Origin of the sequence: Streptomyces sp. GbtcB7 (assembly GCF_019091445.1) — a bacterium.
In the GTDB taxonomy this organism is placed as follows: Bacteria; Actinomycetota; Actinomycetes; order Streptomycetales; family Streptomycetaceae; genus Streptomyces; species Streptomyces mirabilis.
In genome coordinates this window covers 182782-207618 of the sequence record NZ_JAGXJM010000009.1, presented here as the reverse complement: position 1 = coordinate 207618, position 24837 = coordinate 182782, and the positions used below count along the sequence as shown (strand labels likewise).

At 70.9% G+C, this 24837-nt stretch carries 19 protein-coding genes; 3 read left to right on the top strand and 16 right to left on the bottom strand.

The features are described 5' to 3' along the window. Positions 1–19 precede the first annotated feature (19 nt). Complete coding sequence (locus KVT44_RS17310) at positions 20–2095, bottom strand: SpoIIE family protein phosphatase (protein ID WP_217567699.1); 2076 nt, start codon at positions 2093–2095, stop codon at positions 20–22. A 101-nt stretch (positions 2096–2196) separates the two neighbouring features. Continuing rightward, complete coding sequence (locus KVT44_RS17305) at positions 2197–3507, bottom strand: DUF6777 domain-containing protein (RefSeq protein ID WP_308314032.1); 1311 nt, start codon at positions 3505–3507, stop codon at positions 2197–2199. 176 nt (positions 3508–3683) lie between these two features. Between KVT44_RS17305 and KVT44_RS17300 the strand changes: the two genes are divergently transcribed. Then, complete coding sequence (locus tag KVT44_RS17300) at positions 3684–5105, top strand: lipase maturation factor family protein (protein ID WP_217567698.1); 1422 nt, start codon at positions 3684–3686, stop codon at positions 5103–5105. Positions 5106–5133: 28 nt separating this feature from the next. On the opposite strand, the gene KVT44_RS17295 is transcribed toward KVT44_RS17300, so the two are convergent. From KVT44_RS17295 to KVT44_RS17260, 8 genes are all read right to left on the bottom strand, one after another. Next, positions 5134–5973: an amidohydrolase gene (locus KVT44_RS17295; RefSeq protein ID WP_217567697.1), complete on the bottom strand. Its 840-nt coding sequence runs from the start codon at positions 5971–5973 to the stop codon at positions 5134–5136. After that, entirely contained in the window at positions 5970–6284 is a 315-nt protein-coding gene (locus KVT44_RS17290; RefSeq protein ID WP_217567696.1) for an L-rhamnose mutarotase, read from the bottom strand. The genes KVT44_RS17295 and KVT44_RS17290 overlap by 4 nt, the downstream gene beginning before the upstream one ends. After that, a complete protein-coding gene (locus KVT44_RS17285; protein WP_217567695.1) occupies positions 6281–7294 on the bottom strand; it encodes an aldo/keto reductase in 1014 nt (337 codons plus the stop codon). Before KVT44_RS17285 ends, KVT44_RS17290 begins: the two co-directional genes overlap by 4 nt. Beyond that, entirely contained in the window at positions 7291–8049 is a 759-nt protein-coding gene (locus KVT44_RS17280) for an SDR family NAD(P)-dependent oxidoreductase (RefSeq protein WP_217567694.1), read from the bottom strand. The genes KVT44_RS17285 and KVT44_RS17280 overlap by 4 nt, the downstream gene beginning before the upstream one ends. Then, entirely contained in the window at positions 8046–9416 is a 1371-nt protein-coding gene (locus KVT44_RS17275) for an L-fuconate dehydratase (RefSeq protein ID WP_099919351.1), read from the bottom strand. Before KVT44_RS17275 ends, KVT44_RS17280 begins: the two co-directional genes overlap by 4 nt. An 86-nt stretch (positions 9417–9502) precedes the next feature. Next, complete coding sequence (locus KVT44_RS17270) at positions 9503–10537, bottom strand: ABC transporter permease (RefSeq protein ID WP_060899761.1); 1035 nt, start codon at positions 10535–10537, stop codon at positions 9503–9505. Continuing rightward, a complete protein-coding gene (locus KVT44_RS17265) occupies positions 10530–12023 on the bottom strand; it encodes a sugar ABC transporter ATP-binding protein (protein WP_217567693.1) in 1494 nt (497 codons plus the stop codon). The genes KVT44_RS17270 and KVT44_RS17265 overlap by 8 nt, the downstream gene beginning before the upstream one ends. Then, entirely contained in the window at positions 12020–13087 is a 1068-nt protein-coding gene (locus KVT44_RS17260; RefSeq protein ID WP_217567692.1) for a sugar ABC transporter substrate-binding protein, read from the bottom strand. The genes KVT44_RS17265 and KVT44_RS17260 overlap by 4 nt, the downstream gene beginning before the upstream one ends. Positions 13088–13286: 199 nt before the next feature. On the opposite strand from KVT44_RS17260, the gene KVT44_RS17255 reads away from it, so the two are divergent. Beyond that, positions 13287–13988 carry a FadR/GntR family transcriptional regulator gene (locus KVT44_RS17255; RefSeq protein ID WP_054234945.1) on the top strand — a complete coding sequence of 234 codons (702 nt, stop codon included), beginning with the start codon at positions 13287–13289 and terminating at the stop codon, positions 13986–13988. Between the two features lie 40 nt (positions 13989–14028). On the opposite strand, the gene KVT44_RS17250 is transcribed toward KVT44_RS17255, so the two are convergent. The 6 genes from KVT44_RS17250 to KVT44_RS17225 are packed head-to-tail and all read right to left on the bottom strand — an operon-like array spanning position 14029 to position 23555. After that, positions 14029–17046 carry a glycoside hydrolase family 38 C-terminal domain-containing protein gene (locus KVT44_RS17250; protein ID WP_217567691.1) on the bottom strand — a complete coding sequence of 1006 codons (3018 nt, stop codon included), beginning with the start codon at positions 17044–17046 and terminating at the stop codon, positions 14029–14031. 43 nt (positions 17047–17089) lie between these two features. Next, a complete protein-coding gene (locus KVT44_RS17245) occupies positions 17090–19102 on the bottom strand; it encodes an endo-beta-N-acetylglucosaminidase (RefSeq protein WP_217567690.1) in 2013 nt (670 codons plus the stop codon). Continuing rightward, positions 19099–20358 carry a glycosyl hydrolase gene (locus KVT44_RS17240; protein ID WP_217567689.1) on the bottom strand — a complete coding sequence of 420 codons (1260 nt, stop codon included), beginning with the start codon at positions 20356–20358 and terminating at the stop codon, positions 19099–19101. The genes KVT44_RS17245 and KVT44_RS17240 overlap by 4 nt, the downstream gene beginning before the upstream one ends. A gap of 37 nt (positions 20359–20395) precedes the next feature. Then, positions 20396–21304: a carbohydrate ABC transporter permease gene (locus KVT44_RS17235; RefSeq protein ID WP_217567754.1), complete on the bottom strand. Its 909-nt coding sequence runs from the start codon at positions 21302–21304 to the stop codon at positions 20396–20398. 53 nt (positions 21305–21357) lie between these two features. Beyond that, positions 21358–22254 (bottom strand): carbohydrate ABC transporter permease, encoded by an 897-nt coding sequence (locus tag KVT44_RS17230; protein WP_099919357.1) that lies wholly within the window; start codon positions 22252–22254, stop codon positions 21358–21360. 8 nt (positions 22255–22262) lie between these two features. After that, positions 22263–23555: a sugar ABC transporter substrate-binding protein gene (locus KVT44_RS17225; RefSeq protein WP_217567688.1), complete on the bottom strand. Its 1293-nt coding sequence runs from the start codon at positions 23553–23555 to the stop codon at positions 22263–22265. A gap of 220 nt (positions 23556–23775) precedes the next feature. Here KVT44_RS17225 and KVT44_RS17220 point away from each other — a divergent pair, with 220 nt between their 5' ends. Further along, positions 23776–24819, top strand: a complete 1044-nt coding sequence (locus KVT44_RS17220; protein WP_217567687.1) for a LacI family DNA-binding transcriptional regulator — start codon at positions 23776–23778, stop codon at positions 24817–24819. Positions 24820–24837: the final 18 nt, after the last annotated feature.

Genomic DNA, 24837 nt, shown 5'->3' with positions numbered 1-24837 from the left:
GGTCCCCCGCGACACCCGGTCAGTCCCGTTCCGGGACCAGGAACTCGCACCACACGCACTTGCCGCCGCCGCGCGCCTCCACGCCCCAGACGTCGGCGAGGCGGTCGACCAGAAGGAGTCCGCGGCCGGAGACACCGGACTCGCCCGCCTCACGGCGGCGCGGCAGGGCGCTGGAGGAGTCCTCGACCTCCGCGCGCAGCCGACGGCCCGGGCCGCTGAGGACCCGCAGGGTGACGATCGCGGCGCCTTCGGTGTGCATGAGGGCGTTGGTGATCAGCTCGTCGGCGACCAGTTCGACCTCGTCGGCGCGCTCTCCCCCGCCCCAGGCGCGGACCGCGGCCCGGATCATGTGCCGGGCCTCGGTGAGCGCCTCGGGGTCGCCGGGCGCGACATGCTGCTGGAGCCGCCCGCCGGACTGCTGGGGCCCGGGACCCCGGCGGCGCAGCGCCAGCAGGGCCACGTCGTCGTCGCCGCCGCGTTCCTCGGCCACGTCGATGAGCCGGTCGGCGAGGTCGCGTACGTCGTCCGGGCCCGAGCGGATCAGCTCCATGAGGGTGTGCATGCCCTCGTCGAGGTCGACGCCGGGCTGCTCGACCAGGCCGTCGGTGCACAGCACCAGGGTCTGCCCGGGGTCCAGTTCGACCGTGTCGACGGGGTATTCGAGGCGCCCGAACAAGGCGGACAGGCCGAGCGGCAGGCCCCCTGCGACGGACTGCCGGCGGCAGGTGCCGTCGTTCTGCCGGATCACCGGGTCGATGTGGCCGGCCCGCACCAGCTGGACGACTCCGGTGGACAGGTCGGCCTCCGCGTACAGGCAGGTCGCGAAGCGGTCGGTGTCGAGTTCGTGCAGGAAGACCGAGGCGCGGGCCATCACGGTGGCGGGGGTGTGCCCCTCGGCGGCGTAGGCCCGCAGCACGATCCGCAACTGGCCCATGACGGCGGCGGCGTGGGTGTCGTGGCCCTGGACGTCCCCGATGACGGCGCCGACGCGACCGCCGGGCAGCGGGATCACGTCGTACCAGTCGCCGCCGATGTCCCGGCCGAGGGAGGCGGAACGGTAGCGGACGGCGATGTCGGCGCCGGGCACGTTCGGTATGGAGCGCGGCAGCATGGCCTGCTGGAGACCCTGCGCGAGGTCCTTCTCCTGCTCGTAGAACATGGCCCGCTGGAGGCTCTGGGCGATGCTGCTGCCGAGCGCGACGAGGACGTTGCGCTCCTCCGACGAGAAGCCGCGCCGGTCGTTGTAGAGCAGTCCCATCGCGCCGATGGGGCGGGCCTGCGCGATGAGCGGCAGGTAGGCGGCCGAGGTGATCTTGAGGTCGGTGATGTGCGGCCACAGCAGCGGATACGACTCGGCGAAGTCCTCGGGCGACTCGATGAAGCGCGGGGCGAGGGTGCGTACGACCTCGCTCATCGGGTACTGCTCGTCGATGCGGGTGACCATGGTGCCGGGGACGAAGCTGCCCTCGGGGCCTTCGGCGACCAGCCGTATGCGTCCGGCCTCGACCAGGCCCATGACCAGGCTCGTCGCGCCGAGGTGGGTGAGGCCGTGGGAGTCCTTGAGGACGTCGATGACGTCCTGGACGGTGCGGGCGTGGGCGAGGGCGGCCGTGGTGATCTGCACGACGTTCGTCTGCTGGCGCCGCGCCTCGTTCTGGGCCGCCTGTTCGCGGCGCGCCGCGCTCTCGCCGAGCTCCTGCGTGGCCTCGCGGACGATGCCGATGATCCGGCGCGGCCGGCCCGTCCCGTCGCGGCGGATGTAGCCCTGGGTGTGGGTCCAGCGCAGTGAGCCGTCGCGGCAGCGGATGCGGAAGTAGGCGCCGTAGTTCTCGCTGCCGTCCTTGAGGGCGTGCGAGACCAGCGTGTCGAGACGGATCGCCTCGGTCGCGGGCACCCGCAGGGACAGGGTTTCGGGGCGGCCGTCGTACTCCTCGGGACGCACGTCGAAGACTTCGTGGGCCTGGGCGTCCATCTGCATCAGACCGGAGTCCAGGTCCCATTCGAAACTGCCCATGCGGTTGAGCGCCAGGATCGGATCCGGGTGGGCGGGCCAGTCGTCCGGGAGTGACAGGGCGCTCGCTCCCCGATCAACCATGCGCCCACCTTGCCAGCATTCGGCCAATTATTCGACTTCTGGGACGTCCGGAATTCGACTTCGGGAGAGTCCGGATTCGGGCTCCCCCGACCACTCGGCGCTCAGCCGTCGAAGACGTCCGTCGGGGTGTCGAAGACGGTGTCCGCATCGGGCGACTCGTCGGGGATCAGACCACCGCCGTCGGGCAGGTCGGGGATCTCCGGAACGGTGTCGGGGCCGATCTCGTCCTCCGAGGGGTCCAGCGGGGCGAGGGGGTCCTGCGGGGCGTTCCGGTCGCTCTCCGTGGAGTTGGGGGCGGGGGTCCGCGGCGCCAGGGAGATGTCGGGCCGTGGGGTCGGCGGGACCGTCGGAGGGGCGGTCGGCGGGGCGGTCGGCGGGGCGGTCGTGGTGGGCGGGAGACAGTCCGACACCGCGGCCACCGGAGCCTCCGTCGGCGCGCCGCCGCCCGGCATGCCCGGGGTTCCCTCCGGGGTGACGGTCAGGGTGGGCGTCACGCAGCCGGACGGCGGCTCGTCCACGAAGGGGCCCGTCCGCGAGCTCTGCCCCGGGACCGCGCTCGGGCTTGTACCGGGACTCGTACTGGGGCTTGTGTCGGTGTTTGTGTCGGTGCGACGGCCTGGGCTCGCGGCCGAGACCGGCGGCCGCAGGACGACGTCCCGGTGACCGTCGTCCCCGATCCGCCGTTCGATCCACCTGTTGTCGACGATGTCGATGATCGTGATGTTCCTGATCGCGGCGGACGCCGGGGTCACGACGACAACGTTGCCAGGACGGAAGCCGGACCAGCGCTGCCCCTGGGTCCCCGGGATCGTCCTGGACACGACGGGCGGGTTCAGCGGGTTGCCGCCGGCGCAGCGCACACGCGGCACGCCCCGGTTGTCGACGAGGACCGCGGTGCCCCGCTGGAGCACCGACTGGAAGCTGGTCGCCCGGCCGTCACGGAAGCCGTGGTCGGTGACCTGTGTGTCGGCGCGCAGTACGACCGAGGTCAGACCGCGCAGGAAGTCCGGGACGGCCGCCTGCGGGACGCCCGCCGCCTGCGCGAAGGAGCGCGCCTTGCCGGGGTCCGAGGAGAGGAAGCCGATCTGCTTCCCGACGTCACAGCTGCCGACGGCCCTGGTGCCGCCGTAGAGGCCGGGTGTGGAGCCGGGGAAGGAGCGCACGCCCTGCGGGGCGGAGCCACGGTTCGCGGGTGTCGCCGGGTACGGCATTCGGGTGATGAACGGCGAGTCGGCGGCCGTGGACGCGGTGAACGGGTCGCGGCCGCCGCCGGCGACCGGCTGCAGGAAGACCTCACCGCCGTCGGCACCGGACGCCGCGCTCTCGCCGCCTCGGCCGCCACACCCGGCGACGAGGAGCGCCGCCGAGAGCGCGCAGGCCATGACGAAGGCTCGGGTGGGTATGTGCACCACGCTGTTCTCCTGTCGCACCACGTTCTCCCGTCGCACTGCTTCCTCCCGTTGCACCACGATCCCCCGGTCACTCAGGGCATTTCGTCCACTATTGTCTGCGCTGCCCAGTTGGCTCACGCAAGCGGAGACGGTCACCCAGCGTCACAATGGAAGACGAGGGAAGAGGAGTGGCTCGCGTGGAGTGGTTCGTCGCCCCCGACTACTGGCTGAGCCGGCTGGTCTTCCAGCGGGCCCTGGCCGTGGTGTACCTCGTCGCCTTCCTGGACGCGGCGCTCCAGTTCCGTGCGCTGATCGGGGAGCGGGGGATGCTTCCGGTGCCGCGGTTCCTGGCGCGGGTCGCGTTCCGCGACGCGCCGAGCGTGTTCCACCTGCGCTACTCGGACCGCTTCTTCGCGGCCTGGGCCTGGGCGGGCTGCGCGGTGTCGGTGGCGCTGATCGCCGGCCTGGACCAGCGGCTCCCGCTCTGGGGGGCCATGGTGCTGTGGCTGGCGCCCTGGGCGATGTACCTGTCGATCGTCAATGTGGGCCAGACCTGGTACTCGTTCGGCTGGGAGTCCCTGCTCCTGGAGGTCGGTTTCCTCGCCGTGTTCCTCGGCAACGACGAGGTGGCCCCGCCGGTCGTCGTCCTCTTCCTGCTGCGCTGGGTGCTGTTCCGCGTGGAGTTCGGCGCCGGGCTGATCAAGATGCGCGGGGACTCCTGCTGGCGGGAGCTGACCTGCCTCGACTACCACCACGAGACCCAGCCGATGCCGGGACCGCTGAGCTGGTTCTTCCACCACCTCCCCAAGCCCTTCCACCGGGCCGAGGTGGCGGCGAACCACTTCACCCAGCTCGTCGTGCCCGTCCTCCTCTTCACCCCGCAGCCGATCGCGACGGCAGCGGCGTCGCTGATGGTCCTCACCCAGCTCTGGCTGGTCCTGTCCGGCAACTTCGCCTGGCTTAACTGGACCACCATCGTGCTGGCCCTCTCCGCGATCGAGTTCCCCACCACTCCCCCGCACGTGGCCGGCCCGCCCCTCTGGTACGAGATCGTGGTCCTCGCGGTCGCCACGGGCCTGGTGGCCCTCAGCTACCGCCCCGCCCGCAACCTGATCTCCCGGCGCCAGGTCATGAACCGCTCCTTCGACCCGCTGCACCTGGTCAACACCTACGGCGCGTTCGGCAGCGTCAGCCGGGTGCGCCACGAGGTGGTCGTCGAGGGCACGGCGGACCCCATGCCGCGGGAGGACTCGGACTGGAAGGAGTACGAGTTCAAGGGCAAACCGGGCGATCCCCGCCACTGGCCGCGCCAGTACGCGCCGTACCATCTGCGGCTCGACTGGCTGATGTGGTTCGCGGCGCTCTCCCCCGCGTACGCCGCCTCCTGGTTCACGGGCCTGGTCGAACGGCTCCTGGAGAACGACCGGGACACACTACGGCTGTTGCGCCGCTGCCCGTTCCCGGCGGACGCCCCGCCCCGGTACGTCCGCGCCCGCCTCTACCGCTACCGCTACACGACGTGGCATGAGCTGCGGGAGACGGGCGCGTGCTGGCACCGGACGTATGTGCGGGAGTTCCTGCCGCCGATGCGGCTGGAGTGGGTGGATCAGAGCCGGTAGATCGGACTCGGCGGATCGGACCGGTGGATCAGAGCCGGTAGACCCGGGTGGCGGTGCCACCGAAGACCTCGGCGCGTTCCTCCGCTCCAAGTCCCCCGGTCAACTCCTCGGCCGCATCGACCACTTGGCCGTACGACGCCGCCAGCGTGCACACCGGCCAGTCGGAGCCGAACATCAGCCGGCCGGGTCCGAAGGCGTCCAGGACCGTGTCCGCGTAGGGGCGCAGCCCGTCGACCGTCCACTTCGCGTGGTCCGCCTCGGTGACCATGCCGGAGAGTTTGCACACGGTGTTGGGGAGCGCGGCCAGCGCCCGGACGGCCGTCGCCCACGGTCGCAGCACGCCGGTGGCGATCGGTGGCTTGCCCAAGTGGTCGAGGACGAAGGTGAGTCCGGGGTGGCCGGCGGCGGCCCGGACACAGGCCGGCAGTTGGTGCGGCAGCACGACCAGGTCGTAGACGAGGCCTGCCTCGGCGACGGCGGCGAGCCCGTCCCGTACGTCCGGACGCAGCAGCCACTCCGGGTCGGGCTCGCCCTGTACCTGGTGGCGGACGCCCTTGAGGTGGCGGCCGCCCGGCAGCTCCCGCAGCCGGGCCAGCTCGTCGGCGACGTCCGGCCGGGTCAGGTCGGTCCAGCCGACCACACCCGCGATCAGCTCGCTCCGCGCCGCGAGGGCGAGGAACTCCGGGGTCTCCTCGGGCACGGTGATCGTCTGCACGAGGACCGTGCGGTCGACGCCGGCGGCCCGTGCCTGCGGTGCGAGGTCCGCGACGCCGAAATCACGTCGCAGTGGCTGGAGTTCGGGCCCGGTGATCCAGTCCTGGTCGCGGACCGAGAGGTCCCACACGTGGTGGTGCGCGTCCACCCTCACGGCAGCTCCCACACGACGGGCAGCCCCGCCTCCGCGCCCTCGCTCGAGTAGTCGTGGACGACGTCGAGGAGTTCGGCCATGCGCGCCTGCCAGGCGATGTTGACCGGCAGTTTGTCCAGTTCGGCGAGCAGGTGCCCGTAGTCCTCGCACTCCAGGACGTGAAAGAGGTCGGTGCCGCTGCGCCAGATCGTCCAGGAGGTGGCTCCGGCGGCGCGGATGGCCGTGGTGAGCTCTTCGGGGACCTCGCGGTGGGCGGCCTCGTACGCGGCGACGCGGTCCGCGCGGACCTTGGTGTGCAGGGCGACTCTCATGACGGGTCCTGTGGGGGTACGGGTACGGGGGCGTCCTCGGGCAGCAGCTTCGCCTCGCGCAGTTCCCGCCAGAAGTCCTCCGGCACCGGGGTCGTGAACTGCTCGACGCAGTCGCGGACTTCGTGCGCCGAGCGGGCGCCGACCAGGACGCTCGCGACGGCCGGGTGGGCGGCGGGAAACGCCAGCGCGGCGGCGCGCAGGGTGGTGCCGTGCCGCTCCGCGATCTCCTTCAGTCGCAGGGCGCGGTCCAGCAACTGCGCCGGAGCGGTCGCGTAGTTGTACGTCGCTCCGGGCCTCGGGTCGGCCAGCAGGCCTGAGTTGAAGGCGCCGCCGATGACCACCGAGGTGCCGCGCTCCTGGGCGGCGGGCAGCAGCTCGGTCAGCGCGGCGTGGTCGAGCAGGGTGTAGCGGCCCGCGCACAGCACCACGTCCACGTCCGTGTCGCGGACGAAGCGGGTGAGCATCTCGGCCTGGTTCATGCCCGCGCCGATCGCGCCGACCACGACTTCCGAGCGCAGCCGCTCCAGGGCCGGATAGCCCTCGTGGAAGGCCTGCTCGGCGTGGTCGTCCGGGTCGTGGAGGTAGACGATGTCCACGCGGTCCAGGCCCAGGCGTGCGAGGCTGGCCTCGATGCCGCGTCGTACGCCCTCGGCGCTGAAGTCCCAGACGCGGCGGTGCGTCGCGGGCACCGCGAAGCCGTCGGCCAGGTCGTCGCCGCCCGCGTCCGCGCCCGTGGGTTCCAGGAGGCGGCCCACCTTCGTGGAGAGGGTGTACTCGGCGCGGGGGCGATCGCGCAGGGCCGCGCCGAGACGGCGTTCGGAGAGGCCGATGCCGTAGTGCGGGGCGGTGTCGAAGTAGCGGATGCCCCCGGACCAGGCGGCGTCCACGGTCTCGTACGCCTGTTCGTCACTGACGGCGGTGAACAGGTTGCCGATGCCGGCGGCACCGAAGGACAGGGCACTGACCTCGACACCGCTGTTCCCGAGCGTGCCCCTGCCGAGCGTGCTCACTGGCCCACCTGCCGCAGTCGCAGTCCCTGCATGCCGCCGTCCACGGCGAGGGCGGTACCGGTGGTGGCGCCGGACAGCGGGCTCGCCAAGTAGGCGATCGCGCCCGCGACCTCGTCCGCCGAGACGAGGCGGCCGGAGGGTTGGCGGGCCTCCAGCGCGGCCCGTTCGGCGGCCGGGTCGGCGGCGGCGTCGAGGAGGCGGCCGACCCAGGGGGTGTCGGCGGTGCCGGGGTTCACACAGTTGACGCGGACGCCCTCGCGGAGGTGGTCGGCGGCCATCGCCAGGGTGAGGGAGAGGACGGCGCCCTTGGTGGCGGAGTAGAGGGCGCGCTGCGGGAGCCCGGCGGTGGCGGCGATGGAGCAGGTGTTCACGATCGCCGCGTGTGCGGATTCCCGCAGGTGGGGCAGGGCGGCGCGGGCGGTACGGACCATGCCGACGACATTGACGTCCAGGACCCGGTGCCACTCGTCGTCGGCGTTGTCCTCGACGGTGCCCCGGGCGCCGATCCCGGCGTTGTTGATCAGCACGTCGAGTCCGCCGAGGTCCGCGACGGCCGCGGCCACGGCCTCGCGTACGGAGGCGTCGTCGGTGACGTCGGCGCGGAAACCGAGCAGGGGCTTCTCGACCGTCGAGGGGTCCAGGTCGAGGACGGCGACCCGCGCCCCACGGGCGGCGAGCAGCTCGGCGGTGGCACGGCCGATGCCGGACGCGCCACCGGTCACCAGCGCCTTGAGTCCTTCGAAGTCGGCACTCACGCGGCTTCCCCCTTCTGCTTGTCGCTCGGCTTGCTGTCGGACTTCTGGTGGGCGAGGTCGGCGGCCCAGAAGGTGCCGCCGGGGTAGGTGAACTCCGCGATGGACTGCGGCCGCATGGTCGCGGAGAATCCCGGCGCGGTGGGTGCCGTGTAGTGACCCTGCCTGATCACCACCGGGTCGAGGAAGTGGTCGTGCAGATGGTCGACGTATTCGATGACCCGGTCGTCGGTGGTGCCGGAGAGCGCCACGAAGTCGAACATCGACAGGTGCTGGACGAGTTCGCACAGGCCGACCCCGCCGGCGTGCGGGCAGACCGGCACGCCGAACTTGGCCGCGAGGAGCAGGATGGCGAGGTTCTCGTTGACGCCGGCGACGCGGGCGGCGTCGATCTGCAGGACGTCGATGGCGCCGGCCTGGAGGAGCTGTTTGAAGACGACACGGTTCTGGACGTGTTCGCCGGTGGCGACCTTGACGGGGGCGACGGCCTCCCGGACGGCGGCGTGGCCGAGGACGTCGTCGGGGCTGGTGGGCTCCTCGATCCAGTAGGGCTCGAACTCGGCGAGGGCCTTGGTCCAGGTGATCGCCTCGTCCACGTTCCAGCGCTGGTTGGCATCGATGGCGATCCGGATGTCGGGGCCGACCACCGAGCGGGCGACCCGGCAGCGGCGTACGTCGTCCGCGAGATCGGCACCCACCTTCAGCTTGATCTGCCGGAACCCGTCGGCGACGGCCTCGGCGGCGAGGCGGGTGAGCTTCTCGTCGCTGTAGCCGAGCCAGCCGGGCGAGGTGGTGTAGGCGGGGAAGCCCCTCTCCCGGAGGGTCGCGGCGCGCTCGGCGGCGCCCTCCCGGCCGCGACGGAGCAGTTCGAGCGCCTCCTCGGGGGTGAGGGCGTCCGTGAGGTAGCGGAAGTCGACCTGGCGGACCAGCCACTCCGGTTCGGCGTCGGCGAGCAGCTGCCACAGGGGCTTCCCGGCGCGCTTGGCGGCCAGGTCCCACACGGCGTTGACGACGGCGCCGATCGCCATGTGCATCACGCCCTTCTCGGGCCCGAGCCAGCGCAGCTGACTGTCCCCGATCAGGTCCCGGGCGAGGGAGCCCGGGTCCGCGCACAGCTCGTCGACCGAGCGTCCGACCACATGCCCCCGCAGCGCCTCGATCGCGGCGACCTGGACGTCGTTGCCCCGCCCGATGGTGAAGGTGAAGCCGTGCCCCTCGGGACAGTCGGCCGCGTCGCCGCGCAGCACGACGTACGCCGCCGAGTAGTCGGGGTCCGGGTTCATCGCGTCGGAGCCGTCGAGCTCGCGCGAGGTGGGGAAACGGATGTCGTAGGTGTCGACCGCGGTGATACGGGCGGCAGTTGGGGACACGGGAGGCCTTTCGGTCCGGGACAGGGGCGTACGGAGGGGTTCCGTGGATCCGTGGGTCCTTGGATCCGTACGAAGACGAAGGGAGGTCAGTCCTGGGCACGGCCGGTGGTCACGCGGGCGATCATCAGGGCGACCAGGATGATTCCGCCGTAGATGGCCTGGATCCAGAAGGACGGCACCTGGGCGAGCGTGAGCAGGTTCTGCACCACGCCGAGGAGGAGTACGCCGGTCAGGGCGCCGAACATGGTGCCCTTGCCGCCGTCCAGGCTGATGCCGCCGATGACCGCCGCCGCCATCACCGTGAAGATCATGTTGTTGCCCTGGTTGGCGCTGATCGCGCCGACGTACCCGGTCTGCATGATCCCGCCGACCGAGGCGAGGACGCCGGCGACGACGGAGACGCCGAGCAGCATCCGGTCGACGCGGATACCGGCGGCGCGGGCCGCCTCCGTGTTGCCGCCGATGGCGTACAGGGCGCGCCCGACGCGGTGGTATTTGAGGATCAGTCCGGCGACCCCGAAGGCGACCGCGGCCAGCCACACCGACAGCGGGACCCGCAGGAAGGTGGAGGTGGCCAGCTGGAAGAACGCGTCGGGCATGCCGAACAGTGTCTTGCCCTTGGTGGCGCCGACCAACAGGCCACGCAGGACGATCAGCATCGCGAGGGTGACGATGAAGGCGTTGAGCTTGAACTTCACCACGAGGATGCCGTTGAAGGCGCCGATGACTCCGCCCACGACGAGGATCGCGACGAGGGCGAGCGCGGCCGACCATTCCGTGCCCCAGCCGGACTGCGCGGACGGCAGCACCAGCAGGGCGCCGACGGCGGGCGCGATGCCGACCACCGACTCCAGTGACAGATCGATCTTGCCGGTGATCAGCACCAGCGACTCGGCGAGGACCACCATCGCGAGTGCCGCCGAGGCGCCCAGGATGGAGATCAGGTTCCGTTCGGTGAGGAACGAGTCGTTGACGATCGCGCCGAGCACCAGGAGCACCAACAAGGCAGGCACGAGGGCGAGTTCGCGGGCCCTGCGGAGCAGTACGGTCTTGGCGGCCCGTGCGTCGGGGACGCGCGCGGAGGTGGGCGACGAGGCCGACGGGGCCTTCGTGTCAGCCATGGTCCACTCCTTCGATGGAGGCGATCAGCTCGTGGTCGTGCCAGCCCGCCGGGTGCTCGGCGACGACACGGCCGTGGAAGAGGACGAGGACGCGGTCGCAGCGGCGCAGGTCGTCGAGTTCGTCGGAGACGACGAGCACGGCGGTGCCGTCCTCGCTGGCGCTGTCCATCCGGGACAGCAGTGACTCCTTGGACTTCACGTCGACGCCCGCGGTGGGGTTGATGAGGACGAGGAGGCGGGGGTCGGAGGCGAGGGCGCGGGCCATGACGACCTTCTGCGCGTTGCCGCCGGAGAGGTCGGAGACGGGCTGTTCGGGGCCCTCGGTGTGGATGTCGAGCCGTTCGATCAGCTCGGTGGCGAAGCCCCGCTTGCGGGCGGCGGAGATGAAGCCGTAGCGGCCGAGCCGGTTCAGGACTGTCATGGTGGTGTTGTCGCCGATGGTCATGCCGGAGACGAGACCCTGCTCGTGCCGGTCGCGCGGGACACAGGCGACGCCCGCCTTGAGCGCGGCCTGCACGTCACCGAACGGCAGCCGCTCACCGTCGAGTTGAGCCGTGCCGCCGGTCGGGGTGTGCAGTCCGGCGAAGGACTCGGCAAGCTCGATCTTGCCGCTGCCGCTGGAGCCGGCGAGGCCGAGGACCTCGCCGCGGCGGACGGTGAGGTCGATGTCCTCGTACGCGTCCGAGGTGAGCCCCCGGGCGTCGAGCAGCACCGGGGCGTCCGCGGCGACGGACTGGTGCGTGCCGGTCCGCTCGGCGATCGACTCCCCCGCCATGGCCTCCACCAGGGCCGTGCGGGGGAGTTCGGCGACCGGCGCGGTGGTGATCCAGCGGGCGTCGCGCAGCACGGTGACCGTCTGGCACACCTCGTACACCTCCTGGAGGTGGTGCGAGATGAACAGGAAGGTGACACCGGACTCCTGGAGCGCGCGCATCCGGGTGAAGAGCCGTTCGATCTCCCGGTTGTCGAGCTGTGCGGTCGGCTCGTCGAGGACGATGAACCGGGCGCCGAAGCTGAGTGCCCGGGCGATCTCGACCATTTGGCGGTCCTCGACCTTGAGGTCGGCGGTGCGGGCCTCCGGGTCGACGTGCACGTCCCAGGTGTCCAGGACCTGCGCCGCCTCGGCCCGCAGCCTGCGCCAGCTGATGAAGCCGCCGCGCCCGACGGGCTGCCGGTTGATGAAGAGGTTCTCGGCGACCGTGAGTTCCGGTACGACGGTGGGCTTCTGGTAGACGCAGGCCACCTTGCGGCGCCAGGCGTCGCGGTCGGTGAGCGCGGGCGCGGGCTCACCGTCGAAGCGGACCTCGCCCTCGTCGGGGGCCTGAAGGCCGGTGAGGATGGTGACGAGGGTGGACTTGCCCGCGCCGTTGCGCCCGACGAGGGCGTGGGACTCACCGGGGAGAACGGTGAGCCGGCCGTCTTGGAGGGCGACGGTGGGGCCGTACCGCTTGGCCACCCCCCGCGCCTCCACCAGTGGGGTGCTCATTTGACCGTGTTGCCCCAGAGCTTGGGGTCGTCGACGTTGTCCTTGGTCACCAGCGGCGCGGGCAGCTGGTCCTCCAGGATGCCGCTGGGCAGCTTGACGATCTCGGAGTCGTGGTCGGTCGGGCCGGTCTTGAACGTCTTCCCCTGCATCGCGGCCTTGATGTAGTACATGCCGTACTTGGCGTACGCGTCGGCAGGCTGGGAGACGGTGGCGTCGATCTCGCCCTTGCGGATGGCGTCGAACTCCTGCGGGATGCCGTCGTTCGAGACGATCGTGATGTGGCCCGCCTGGCCGGATTTCTTCAGCATGCCCTTGGACTTGAGGGTCTGGAGGGTCGGCGCGAGGTAGACGCCGCCCGCCTGCATGTAGATGCCCTTGATGTCGGGGTTGGCGTTCAGCAGGGTGTCGAGCTTGGAGGCCGCGGTGTCGGACTCCCACTTGGCGGGGATCTCCAGGACCTTCAGCTTCGGGTAGTTCTTCTGCACGCAGGTGCGGAAGGCCTCGGAGCGGTCCCGGCCGTTGACCGAGGCCAGGTCGCCCATGATCTGCACGACCTTGCCGGAGGGGATCTGCTTGCCGAGGTACTCGCAGGCCTTCTCGCCGTACGCGACGTTGTTGGCGCGTACGACCATGGCGACCTTGCCCTTCTCGGGCGCCACGTCGACGGCGACCACGGGCACGCCCTTGCGTTCGGCCTGGTCGAGCCCGGCGGCGATCGCGGCGCTGTCCAGGGGGGCCACGACGAGGCCCTTCACGCCCTGGTTGAGCTGGTTGTTGATGTCGGTGATCTGCTGGGACGGGTCGCTGTTGGAGTTGACGGTCTTGAGGGCGTCGACCCCTTCGGACTTCGCCATCTTCGGCACGTAGTCGTTGTAGGACTGCCAGAACGGCGAGGTCAGCAGGGGCAGGATCACCCCGACCTTGCCGGTGCCTCCGCCGCCCGACGACACGGAGTCCTTGGTGCTGCCGCATGCCGCGAGCACGAGGGTCGCGCAGGCGGCCGCAGCCGCCGCACGCACTGCCCGCGACGCAATTCGCGTGTTCCGCACGTTTCTGCCGGCCATCTGACGGCTCCTCGTTGAGCGAGATCGATCGGGGGTGACGGTGCGTGGCCGAGCGTCCCGCTCAACCGGGACGAATATTTATCAGACCACTTCGCCTCCGCAACACCCCCGTGCGCCAAAATTTCCGCGTTATCAGCCGTAGTGGTCCGACCACTCCGGTGGTTAGACTGCGGCGCACCCGGCAACAGGAGGAGACGGCGTGGACGAGTCGGCCCCGCAGAAAGGCACCGTGACGCAGCGCGCCATCGAGCGGATCAAGGCGATGATCGGCGAGGGCCGGCTGGAGCCCGGGCAGCGGCTGCCGACCGAGCGTGATCTCGCCGCCCAGCTGGGCATGTCCCGCAGCTCGATGCGTGAGGCGATCCGCGCGCTCACGGTCCTCGGTGTGCTGGAGGCCCGACACGGCTCGGGCATCTACGTCACCCAGCTGGAGGCCGGGGACCTGCTGGAGACCTTCGGCGTGGTGGCCGACCTCTCGCGCGGGCCGCGGCTGGTCGAACTGCTGGAGGTACGGCGGATCCTGGAGTCGACCGCGACCGCGCTGGCCGCCGCGCGGATCACGGCCGACCAGCTGGCCGAGGTCGAGAAACACCTGCTGGCGATGAACGCGACGGACGACCCGGAGGAGATCCTCGCCCACGATCTGGCCTTCCACCGCGAGATCGCGGCCGCCGCGGGCAACGAGACCATGGCCGCCATCCTGGAGGGCCTGTCCTCGCGCACGTTCCGTGCCCGGGTCTGGCGGGGCTACGAGGAGGAGGGCGCCTTCGAGCGCACGCGCCGCGAGCACGCGGCGATCCACCGCGCGCTGGTGGCCCACGACCCGGAGGCGGCCAGGGCTGCCGCCGCCGCGCACGTGGGCGAAGTGGAGCAGTGGCTGCGGACCCAGCTCACGCAGTAGCCGGATCCGCAGACCGGGAAGGGGTCAGGCACGCGACCGCTCAGGCGCGTGTCAGCCGCAGGGTGACCAGCTCGAAGGGGCGCAGCGACAGGGTGACCAGGTCGCCGTCACGCCGGGGGGTGACCGCATCGGTCAGGGGCCGCTCCAGCAGGTCGGTCACGGTGACGTCCCCGACCTCGAACCCGGCCGTCAGCGTGGCCCCGGTGCGCCCGCCCCGGGACTCGTGGAAGCGTACGACCACATCCCCGCTGCCGTCGTCGGCGAGCTTGACCGCGGTCACCACGACCGCGTCCTGCGCCACCTCCACCAGGGGCGCGACCTCACGTTCGCCGCTCACCCGCCGCTCCGGCAGGTTGATCCGCCACCCCTCGCGCACCGCGTCCCCGATGCCGGCTCCCGGCACCAGCGCGTGCCGGAAGCGGTGGACGCCCTGGTCGGTCTCGGGGTCGGGGAAGCGCGGGGCGCGCAGCAGCGAGACGCGCACGGTGGTGGTCGTACCGGAGTCGCTGTCGCGGACGGTACGGGTCACGTCATGGCCGTACGTCGAGTCGTTGACGAGCGCGACACCCCAGCCCGGCTCCTCCATGTGCACGAACCGGTGGTTGCACGCCTCGAACTTGGCGGCCTCCCAGGACGTGTTGGTGTGCGTCGGCCGGTAGAAGTGCCCGAACTGCGTCTCGGAGGCGTACCGCTCCGCGTGCACGTCGAGCGGGAAGGCGAGCTTCAGGAACTTCTCCGTCTCGTGCCAGTCGACCTCGGTGTCGATGCCGAGCCGCCGCTCCCCCGGCGCGAGCGACAGCACCTGGGTGACCCGCGACGCGCCGAAGGACCGTACGATCCGCACCGACACGCCGTCCTCACCCGGCACGACCTCGTCCGCGTCGACCAGGTCGGTGACCGTGTTGCGGTAGAACTCGTCGACGTCCCAGGCGTCCCACATGTTCGGGAAGTCGGGGTGGATCTGGAGCAGGTTCGCGGCACGTCCCGGGGCGATCGTCTCGCGGCCGGCGTCGATGTCGTACGCGGAGACGACCAGGCCGCGGGCGTCGATCTCGACCCTCAGCAGGCCGTTGTCGAGGACGTGGCCGCCGCCTACGCGCGGCGCGAGCGCCACCTCGCTCGCCGCGGCGGCGGGCAGGGCCCCGCCCGCCGGGACCCCGTCCCTGCGGTGCGGGGCGGAGTTGAACACGAGCTCCGTGCCGCCTTCACCCGCCAGCGCCCGCTGCGCCGCGTCGATGATGCCGGTCAGCTCCTCGGCGACCCGCTCGTACGTCCTGCGCGCCTCCCGGTGCACCCAGGCGATGGACGAGCCGGGCAGGATGTCGTGGAACTGGTGGAGCAGGACCGTCTTCCAGATGCGGTCCAACTCCTCGTACGGGTACGAGAATCCGGTCCGTACGGACGCGGTCGCGGCCCAGAGTTCGGCCTCGCGCAGGAGGTGTTCGCTGCGTCGGTTGCCCTGCTTGGTCTTCGCCTGGCTGGTCAGCGTGGCGCGGTGCAGTTCGAGGTACAACTCGCCGACCCATACAGGGGCGTTCGGGTACTCGGCCACGGCCTTCTTGAAGAACTCCGTCGGGGTCTCCCACACCACGGTGGCGGACCCTTCGAGGTCACGGACCCTGGCCGCCTTGGCGACCATCTCGCGGGTGGTGCCGCCGCCTCCGTCACCCCAGCCGGTGGGGGCGAGGGAGTGCCGGGCGACGCCCTTGTCCTTGAAGTTCCTGGCCGCGTGGGCGAGTTCGCTGCCGCGCATGGAGCAGTTGTAGGTGTCGACGGGCGGGAAGTGGGTGAAGATGCGGGTGCCGTCGATGCCCTCCCACCGGAAGGTGTGGTGCGGGAACTTGTTGGTCTGCGACCACGAGATCTTCTGGGTGAGCAGCCACTTGGAGCCCGCCGCCTTGATGATCTGCGGGAGTCCGGCGGCGAAGCCGAAGGTGTCCGGCAGCCAGGCCTCGTCGTTCTCGATGCCGAACTCGTCGAGGAAGAACCGCTTGCCGTGCACGAACTGACGGGCCATCGCCTCCGAGCCCGGCATGTTGGTGTCCGACTCGACCCACATACCGCCCGCGGGCACGAACCGACCCTCCGCGACCGCCTTCTTCACCCGCGCCCACACCTCGGGCCGGTGCTCCTTCACCCAGGCCCACTGCTGTGCCTGGGACATCGCGAAGACGAACTCGGGCTCGTCCTCGATGAGCGCGGTCATGTTGGAGGTGGTCCGCGCCACCTTGCGGACGGTCTCGCGCAGCGGCCACAGCCACGCCGAGTCGATGTGCGCGTGCCCGACGGCGCTGATGCGGTGCGCGGACGGGACGGCGGGCTCGGCGAGCACCCCGGCCAGCCGTTCGCGGGCAGCGGCGGCGGTCGCGCCCACGTCCTGCAGATCGACCGCGTCGAGCGCCTTCTCCACCGCGCGCAGGATGTCCCAGCGCCGCGCCGACTCCACCGGCAGCTCGGCCATCAGCTCGCCGAGGACCTCCAGGTCGAGCACCAGCTCCCACACGGTCTCGTCGAGGACGGCGAGGTCCATCCGGGTGAGGGTGTACTGCGGCTCGCTGCCCGCGGTCTCCTTGTCGCCCAACTGGGTGGGCAGGAAGGGGTGGTAGTCGAGGATCACCGGGTTGGACGCGGCCTCGACGTGCAGCCGGACCTCCTCGCCGCCCTCGACCGGGGCACCGATGCGCACCCACTGGTTGCGCGGGTTGAGGCCCTTCACCGGAGTGCCGTCGGGCCGGTAGACGAGCCCCTCGCACTGGAAGCCGGGCATGTTCTCGTCGAAGCCGAGGTCCAACAGGGCCTCGACGGTCTTCCCTGCCCACGCCTCCGGGACGGTCCCGGTGACCCGGAACCAGCTGGTGCCCCACGGAGCGCCCCAGCGCGCACCCACCTCGATCGGCTCGGGTGTGGCCGCGAGCCCCTCCGCGACGGGCACCGGCTCACCGGGAGCGTGCCACACCGCGACGTCCAGCGGCACGGACTCGGGGTACACGGCGGGTCGGATGCGCTCGTCGAGGACGCGCTTGAGGCGGGCTTCGACCAGGGTGCGGTCGTCATGCATGGGGTGCTCCGTGGGGTGAAGATGGTGCGGGAAGGTGGTTCTGCTACCAGGTGTGGGTGGTCGTGGCGGCGGTCGAGACGGTGAACAGCTCCCCCACCGCGCGCACTTCGAACCCCCCGGACGACTCGCCCTGCTCGGCGGTGAGACCGCCGACGTAGAACGCGCTCTGGCAGGTGCCGCCGAGGAAGCGGCGCGTGCCGTCGGGGAGCGTCCGGTACAGCTCGTAATGGCGTACTTCGCCGGGGGCGCCCTGCCAGGCGAAGCGCAGGTTGCCGCCGTCGGCGCCGGTGACGCGCAGGTCGGTGGGTGCGGCGGGGGTGAGCACGGCATCGCGGACCGCGAGCCCGCCGAGACGCCAGCGCACCGGACCACTGCTCGCCGTCAGCCGTACGCCCAGCGCGTGCACGGTCCCGCTCAGACCGGTCAGCGGCACCGTGGCGGTCTCCCAGCCGTCGCCCGAGGACGTGAGCGGGAAGTACGTGTACGGGGGCGCCCCGCCCGCCGCGCTCGGCTCGGCGGTGGCGACGGCCAGCTCCACGGCGGCGGCGCCCGCGTCCGTGCGGTAGGTGAGCTCGACCACCGTGTCCCCGGTGAGCGGCAGCCTCGTCGCGTACAGGTCCAGCGTGGTGGGCGCGTCGAGGGCGCCGTCGACGAGCAGGCTGCTTCCGCCCCGCCAGGCGTCCGCGAAGTCGAAGGTGACGCTGGGGCGCTGTCCGCTCGTCCGCACGACCCAGCGGCGGGAGGGCAGCCGGTCCTGGAGGCCGAGGTGGTTCCAGGCCTTGTCCGAGGTGACCTCGCCGTCCTCGTACCACTTCAGCCCGTGGCCGGTGTTGAAGACGGTCGCGAACGGAAGCGAGGCGACCGTCGAGCGGTCGGCGACGGAGACGGCCGGGGCGCGCCAGCTCGCGCTCGTGTTGGGCTTGGAGGGGTCGAGGGAGGAGCCGGTCCAGAACAGGTCGTCGGCGGCGTGGAAGTCGCCGGGGGTGCGGCTAGCGGGCAGGTGGTTGCGGGTCCACTCGGGCCGGTAGAAGCCGAGCGAGGTGACGTGGGCCTTGGCGCTCGGCACGATGGCGTCCCAATTGACGGACGCGCCGGTGCCGTTGGCCTCGACGTCGACGCCCGCCCACAACTCGTAGGGACTGCGCCCGAGTTGCTGAGCCGTCGTCGCGGAGGAGGCCAGGCTGCTCTGCGACCAGCGGAAGTCGACGAACATGGAGTCGGCGGCCTGGAAGAAGGTCTTGTTCTGGTTGTTCAGGGCGCCCTGCCAGCTCACCGAGCCGCTCACGGTCATCGCGTCGTACCAGGTGACGCGCTGGCCCTGAGCCGTTCCGAGCGACTTCAGTTCGTTCATGAAGCCGAGCATGGCGGTGGCGAGCGCGGTGTTCCCGCCGCTGGTCTCCGCGTTGATGAACCAGCCGTCGAAGCCGTACGCCGCCGCCACCGCGACGAATTGCGCGGCGAGCGGGTAGTGCCCGGTGGAGTCCTTCTGCACCAGGTCGCGGGTCCACTGGAGCTGTCCGCCGTAGGCGACGGGCGGCAGGAAGACGTTGCCGAGGACGGGCACGCCGTGCCGGTGGGCCGCGTCGACGATCGGGGCGTTCGGCGCGAGGATCAGGCCCTCGCCCGCCGAGCCGCCCCAGAAGACGAGTTCGTCGAGGTACGCCCAGTGGGTGAGGGCGTAGTAGTCGGCGGTGGCGGCGCCCTGCGCGGGGTTGCTCGACGTGGGGCCGAAGGAGACGAGGGACTGGATACGGGCCTGGCCGCTGCGGGCGGTCGTGTTGGCCGGGGTCGGAGTGAAGCGGGCGGCGAGCGGCACGGTCGACGCGTTGAACGCCAGGTCGGCGTCGGTGGCGGCGCTCCATGCCTTGAGACTGCGCCAGGTGATGCCGGTGCCGGGAGTGCCCGAGGGCAGCGAGTCGGGGTACCAGTAGGAGGCGTACGGGGGTGCCGCGGTCGCGGCGGCCTTCGTCGCCGCGGCGGCGGGCAGGCCGGGCAGGGCGGGCAGCAGCGCGGCGGTCGCGCCGGCGAGCAGGACGGTGCGTCTGGTGGGGTTCACGAGCGGGCTTCTCCTTGTGGGATGGGGAGTACCTGATCGGGACTGACGACTTCGGTGATGCCGCGCGCGGCGAGGTGTTCCTTGTCGTCCGCGCGCGCGTCGAGGACGGTGGTGGGGCGGGCGCCGTCGGCGGTGAGCCGGAAGAACGCCTCGAAGACGGGGCCGCCCGGGGCGCAGAGCGAGCGGACGGCGGGGTCGGCGGGGACGATCAGCGCCGTGGTGCGGGGGGCGGGCCTGTGGTGGTGCTCGCGGGCGGCCCGGGCCAGCGTCCGCGCGCTGTCCTTGGGACGCCGGTCGTTGGTCAACAGGCCGAGCCCGTATTCGAGTTCGGGGAAGTCGGCGAGGTCGCGGGAGACGTCGTGGGAGCACCACCAGGTGATGCCCCACAGGTCGGGGCAGTCCAGCGCCGCCGCGACGGTGGCCTCGGTGAAGGCCGCGGCATGCTCGGGCGGGATCAGGGGGGCGGGTGCGCCGACCTCCTGGAGCCAGACGGGCCGGTGCGGGTCGTCGGCCCATGCCTTGCTCAGCTCGATCAGATACGCGGCGTGGTGTTCGGTCGGCACGGAGGTACGGCCGTGCCGCTGGGCGGTGCCGTTGAAGACCCAGGAGTGTACGGCCGTGACGGCGCCGCGGCGGGCGGCCTGGCCCGGGGTGAACGGCATGTCGTCCTGGTACCAGGTGGCGTCGTACTCGGCGTGCAGATGCAGCCTGCCGGGGGCGCCCTCCTCGCAGGCGGCGAGCATCCGCTCCAGCCAGTGGTCGATCTGGGCGCTGCTCGCCCGGTCGGGGTCCGGATGGGGCGGGCCCGCCGAGAACTGGTTGACCTCGTTGCCGAGCGTCATGCCGATGAAGTGCGGGCGGTCGGCGAGGGCCGCGGCGAGCGTACGCAGATAGGCCGCCTGGCCGTCGAGGACCTCCGGGTCGGTGAACAGGTTGCGCCGGTGCCAGGTCCGCGTCCACGCGGGCAGGAAGTCGAAGCTCGACAGGTGCCCCTGCAGACCGTCCACGTTGACGTCGAGCCCCCGCTCTCCGGCCGCGTCGACGAGCTGGAGCAGCTGCTCGACGGCGCGCGGGCGGATCAGCGCGCGGTTGGGCTGGAAGTAGGGCCACAGCGGGAAGACCCGGATGTGGTCGAGGCCCAGCGCGGCGATGGAGTCGAGGTCGGCGCGTACGGAGTCGAGGTCGAAGTCGAGCCAGTGGTGGAACCACCCTTCGCTGGGCGTGTAGTTGACGCCGAAGCGCACGGCAGAAGGCATGCAGGATCCTTGCGAAGCGAATCGGGACAGGGGGAGGTCAGCCCTTGACGGCGCCCTCCCCCACCCCGCGGAAGAAGTACCGCTGCAGGCAGGCGAAGAGGGCGATGAGCGGCGCCACGGCGATGACCGTGCCCGCGGCGACGAGCCGTTCGTCGTTGGCGAAGGTGCCGTGCAGATAGTTGAGGCCGATGGTGAGGGTGAACTTCGAGGGGTCGCTGAGCACGATGAGCGGCCACAGGAAGTCGTCCCAGGCGCCCATGAAGGCGAAGATCGCGGCGACGGCGAGCGTGCCCTTCACCGAGGGCAGCGCGATCCGCAGGAACCGCTGCCAGGTGTTCGCACCGTCCACGAAGGCCGCCTCCTCGATCTCGTAGGGCAGATTGAGGAAGGCGTTGCGCATCAGCAGGACGTTCATCGCGCCGATGCTGCCGGGCAGGACGACCCCGATGAGTGTGTTGTTCAGGCCGAGCTCTCGCATGGTGGTGAACTGGGCGATGATGATGCCCTCGACGGGGACCAGCATCGCGAGGATGAACACGAGGGTCGCCACGCGCCTGCCCCGGTAGCGCAGGCGGGCCAGGGCGTAGCCCGCGAGGGCCGAGCCGACGCAGTTGGTGACGACGTTGGCGCCCGCGACCTTCAGGGAGTTGAAGGCGTAGTCCCAGACGGGGATGGTGTCGGCCACCCGCTTGTAGTTGTGCAGCGTGGGATCGCCCGGCAGGAACTTCGGCGGTGAGCTGAAGATGTCCTCGGTCGGGCCCTTGAGCGAGGTGGACAGCTGCCACAGGAACGGGCCGACGGTCAGGGCGAGGACGGCGAGCAGCAGCAGGTAGCGCAGGGCGAGTTCCCAGCCGCGGACACGGCGGCCGTGCTCGTCGGTGATACGGCGGCGACGGGGCCCGCGCTCGGCCGGCGGACGCCGCTCGACGTCGCGCTCCTTCTCCAGCACGCTCACGCGTCCTTCTTCCCGCACGCTCACACGTCCTCCTTCCGGCGCGCTCACACGTCCTCCTTGCGGTCGGCGCGCAGCACGAGCAGCATCAGCGCGACGGTGACGACGAAGACGACGACCGAGATGGCTGAGGCGTAGCCGACCCGGCCGGTCAGTCCGGTGCCGGTGCGCTGGACGAGCATGACGAGGGTGGTGTCCTCGCCCGCCGGGCCGCCGTCCGGACCCGCCATCAGGTACACCTCGGAGAACACCTTGAACGCGGCGACCGAGGAGAGCGCGGCGACCAGCACCATGGTGGAGCGGACGGCGGGCACGGTGACCGTGAGGAAGCGCCGGACCGCGCCCGCGCCGTCGACCGAAGCGGCCTCGTGCAGCTCGCGTGGCACATTGGCGAGCGCCGCCAGATAGATGATCATGTAGTAGCCGAGGCCCTTCCAGACCGTGACGGCCATGGCGCTCAGCAGGAGCAGCCACTGATCGCTGAGGAAGCCGACCCTGCCGACGCCGATCGACTCCAACAGCGAGTTCACCAGGCCGCGTTCGTCCAGGAGCCACACCCAGATCAAGCCGACCACGACGATGGACGCGACCACCGGGGTGTAGAAGGCCGACCGGAAGAAGGTGATCCCGGGGATGTTCTTCTGGACCAGCAGCGCGAGCAGCAACGGCAGCAGGACGAGCGCGGGGACGACCCCGAGGACGTACAGCGTGCTGTTGCGCAGCCCGATCCAGAACATGTCGTCGTGCAGCAGCTCGCGGAAGTTGGCGAGGCCCACGAATGTGCCCGGGATCAGGGTGCGGCGGTCGGTGAAGGCGTTGACCACGGTCGAGACGAACGGATAGAGGATGAACACGCCCACGACCAGGAGGCCGGGAGCCGCGAACAGCCAGGGGCTGGTCGGCAGTTGGCGCCGTACCCGGGCGGTGCTGGAGGAACTCGCCATGGCCCCGCTCAGCCCTGCTGCTTGAGCAGCGTGTCGCAGGCTTTGACAGCGTTGTCAAGAGCCGTCTTGGGGCTCTCCTTGCCCTGCAGGGCCTTCGCGACCTCGTTGCGCAGCGCGGTCTTCATCTGCTCGCTGAAGAGGACCGGCGTGTAGTTGACCGCGTTCTTCAGGGACTTGGCGGCGGCGATCCGCACGCGGGTCTCGTCGGTGCCGTCCTCCTTGGTGAAGTACGGGTCGTCGAGCGAGCCCGCGGTACTCGGGAAGATCGCGACCTTCTTGGCGAAGGACATCTGGTTCTGCGCGTCGGTGACGAAGTGCGCGAAGGCGACCGAGGCGGGAGTGTGCTTGGTGCGCGAGTTGACCATCACGCCCATCACGTACATGTTCACCTTGCCGGTGCTGGTGATCTGGTCCGTGATGCCGATGTTCTTGTAGAGGTTCGGGGCCTGCTTCTTGAAGTTTCCGAGGTCCAGGGCGCTGCCGGGGTTCATCGCGACGGCCTCGGTGAGGAACTTCTTGCCCGAGGACTCCGGGGTCGCGGTCAGCGCCTGCGGGTCGAGCGCCTTCGCGTCGTACAACTCCTTGTACTTGGTGAGGAGTTCGACTCCCTTGGCGTCGTTGAAGGCGAAGGCGGTGCCTTCCGTGTTCATCAGCTCGACGCCGTAGCGGCCGAAGTCCTCGATGGTGGGCACGTTGGCGAGCGTGGCGACCTTGCCGTCGCTCTTCTTCGCCAGCTGCAGGGCGTCGGCGAAGAGTTCGTCGTACGTCGTCGGCGGCTTGGAGGCGTCGAGGCCGGCCTCCTTGAAGAGGGACTTGTTGTAGAAGAGCGGGCCGGTGTTGAGGTACCAGGGGAAGGCGTACGTGCCGGTCATACCCGGTATCTGGTGGCTGGCCCAGGCGCCGTCCAGGTACTCCTTCTTGTACTGCGCGGCGGACTTGTCGAGGTCGAGGGCGAGGCCCGCCTTGGCGAGCGGGGCGACGAGGTCCGGCGAGACATTGACGACGTCGGGCAGGGTGCCGCCGGCCGCGTCCGCGCTGATCTTGTCGGCGTAGCCCTCGGCGGGCTGGTCGACCCACTTCACATGGGTGCCGGGGTACTTCTTCTCGAAGTCGGCGATCACGCCCTCGAAGTACGGCTTGAAGTTGGCCCTCAGGTTCCAGGTCTGGAAGGTGATGTCGCCCTCGACCTTGCCGGAGGCGTCCGTCGAGCCACTGCCGTCACTCCCGGAGCCGCAGGCGCTCAGCGGCAGGAGAACGGCGACGGTGGCAGCGGCGGCGAGAGCTCTGCGGGAGATGCGCACGGATGGGGCTCCTCTTGCAGCAGGGGTAACGGTGCCGGGGCAGACCTTGCAGCCAACTCGCCGGGCAAGTCAATGGATTTGGCTCAGCTAAATTCATTAGTGCCACAACATGGCTGGTCACAGACGTTCCCCCAGCCTCTTGCAATCGATCACTAATGCGCTTTAGATTGCCTCAGCTCAAGCGCATTAGTACACCAGCTCAGCAGAACGGGGAACAGGGTTGCCAGCCAAGCGGTCACCCGCGCGCCGACCGACGATGAAGGACATCGCACAGCGCGCCGGGGTCTCCGAGAGCGCGGTCTCCTTCGCGCTCAACGACCGGCCCGGGGTCTCCGAGATCACCCGCGACCGGGTCCGTCGCGTGGCCGAACAGCTGGGCTGGCGGCCGAGTACGGCGGCGCGCCAGCTGTCCGGCGAGGGCGCGGCGACGGTCGGTCTCGTGGTGGCCCGTCCCGCCGACACCCTGGGCGTGGACTCGTTCTTCCTGCAGCTGATCTCCGGCATCCAGGAGGTGCTGGCCGAGCGTCATCTCGGCCTGCTCTTCCAGGTGGTGGAGGACGTGGCCGACGAGTGCGGGGTCTATCGGCGCTGGTGGGCCGAGCACCGCGTGGACGGAGTGATGGTCGTCGACCCGCGGACCGACGATCCGCGTCCGGACCTCCTCGAGGAGCTGGGTCTGCCCGCCGTGGTGATCGGCGGCGTACCGGACGCGGGGCACCCGGGGATCTCCACCGTCTGGGCGGACGACGCGGGCGCGATGGCCGCGGTGGTGGACGAGCTGTACGCGCTCGGCCACCGCCGGATCGTGCACATCGCGGGCCTGCCGGGGCTCGCCCACACCGAGCGCCGGATCCGCACCCTGCGCGCGGAGGCCGAGCGGCGGGGTCTGACGGAGGTGCGCTCGGTCCCCACGGACTACTCGGACGCGGAGAGCGCCGCCGTCACCCGCCGCGTCCTGGAGAGCGGCACCCCGCCGACAGCGCTGGTCTACGACAACGACGTGATGGCCGTCGCCGGCGTCGCCGCCGCCACGGAACTGGGCTTCCTGGTGCCGGGCGACGTCTCGGTCGTCGCCTGGGAGGACTCGCCCCTGTGCCGCATGGTCAAACCCTGGCTGTCCGCCCTCTCCCGCGACACCGTCCAGTTCGGCCGCACGGCCGCCCAGGAACTCACCGCACTACTGGACGGCGGTCCGGCCCGGACGGTGCAGGTACCGGTGCCGCGGCTGATCGAACGGGAGAGTACGGGGCCCTGCGGGGCTTGAGAGGGTGAGGGGCGGACG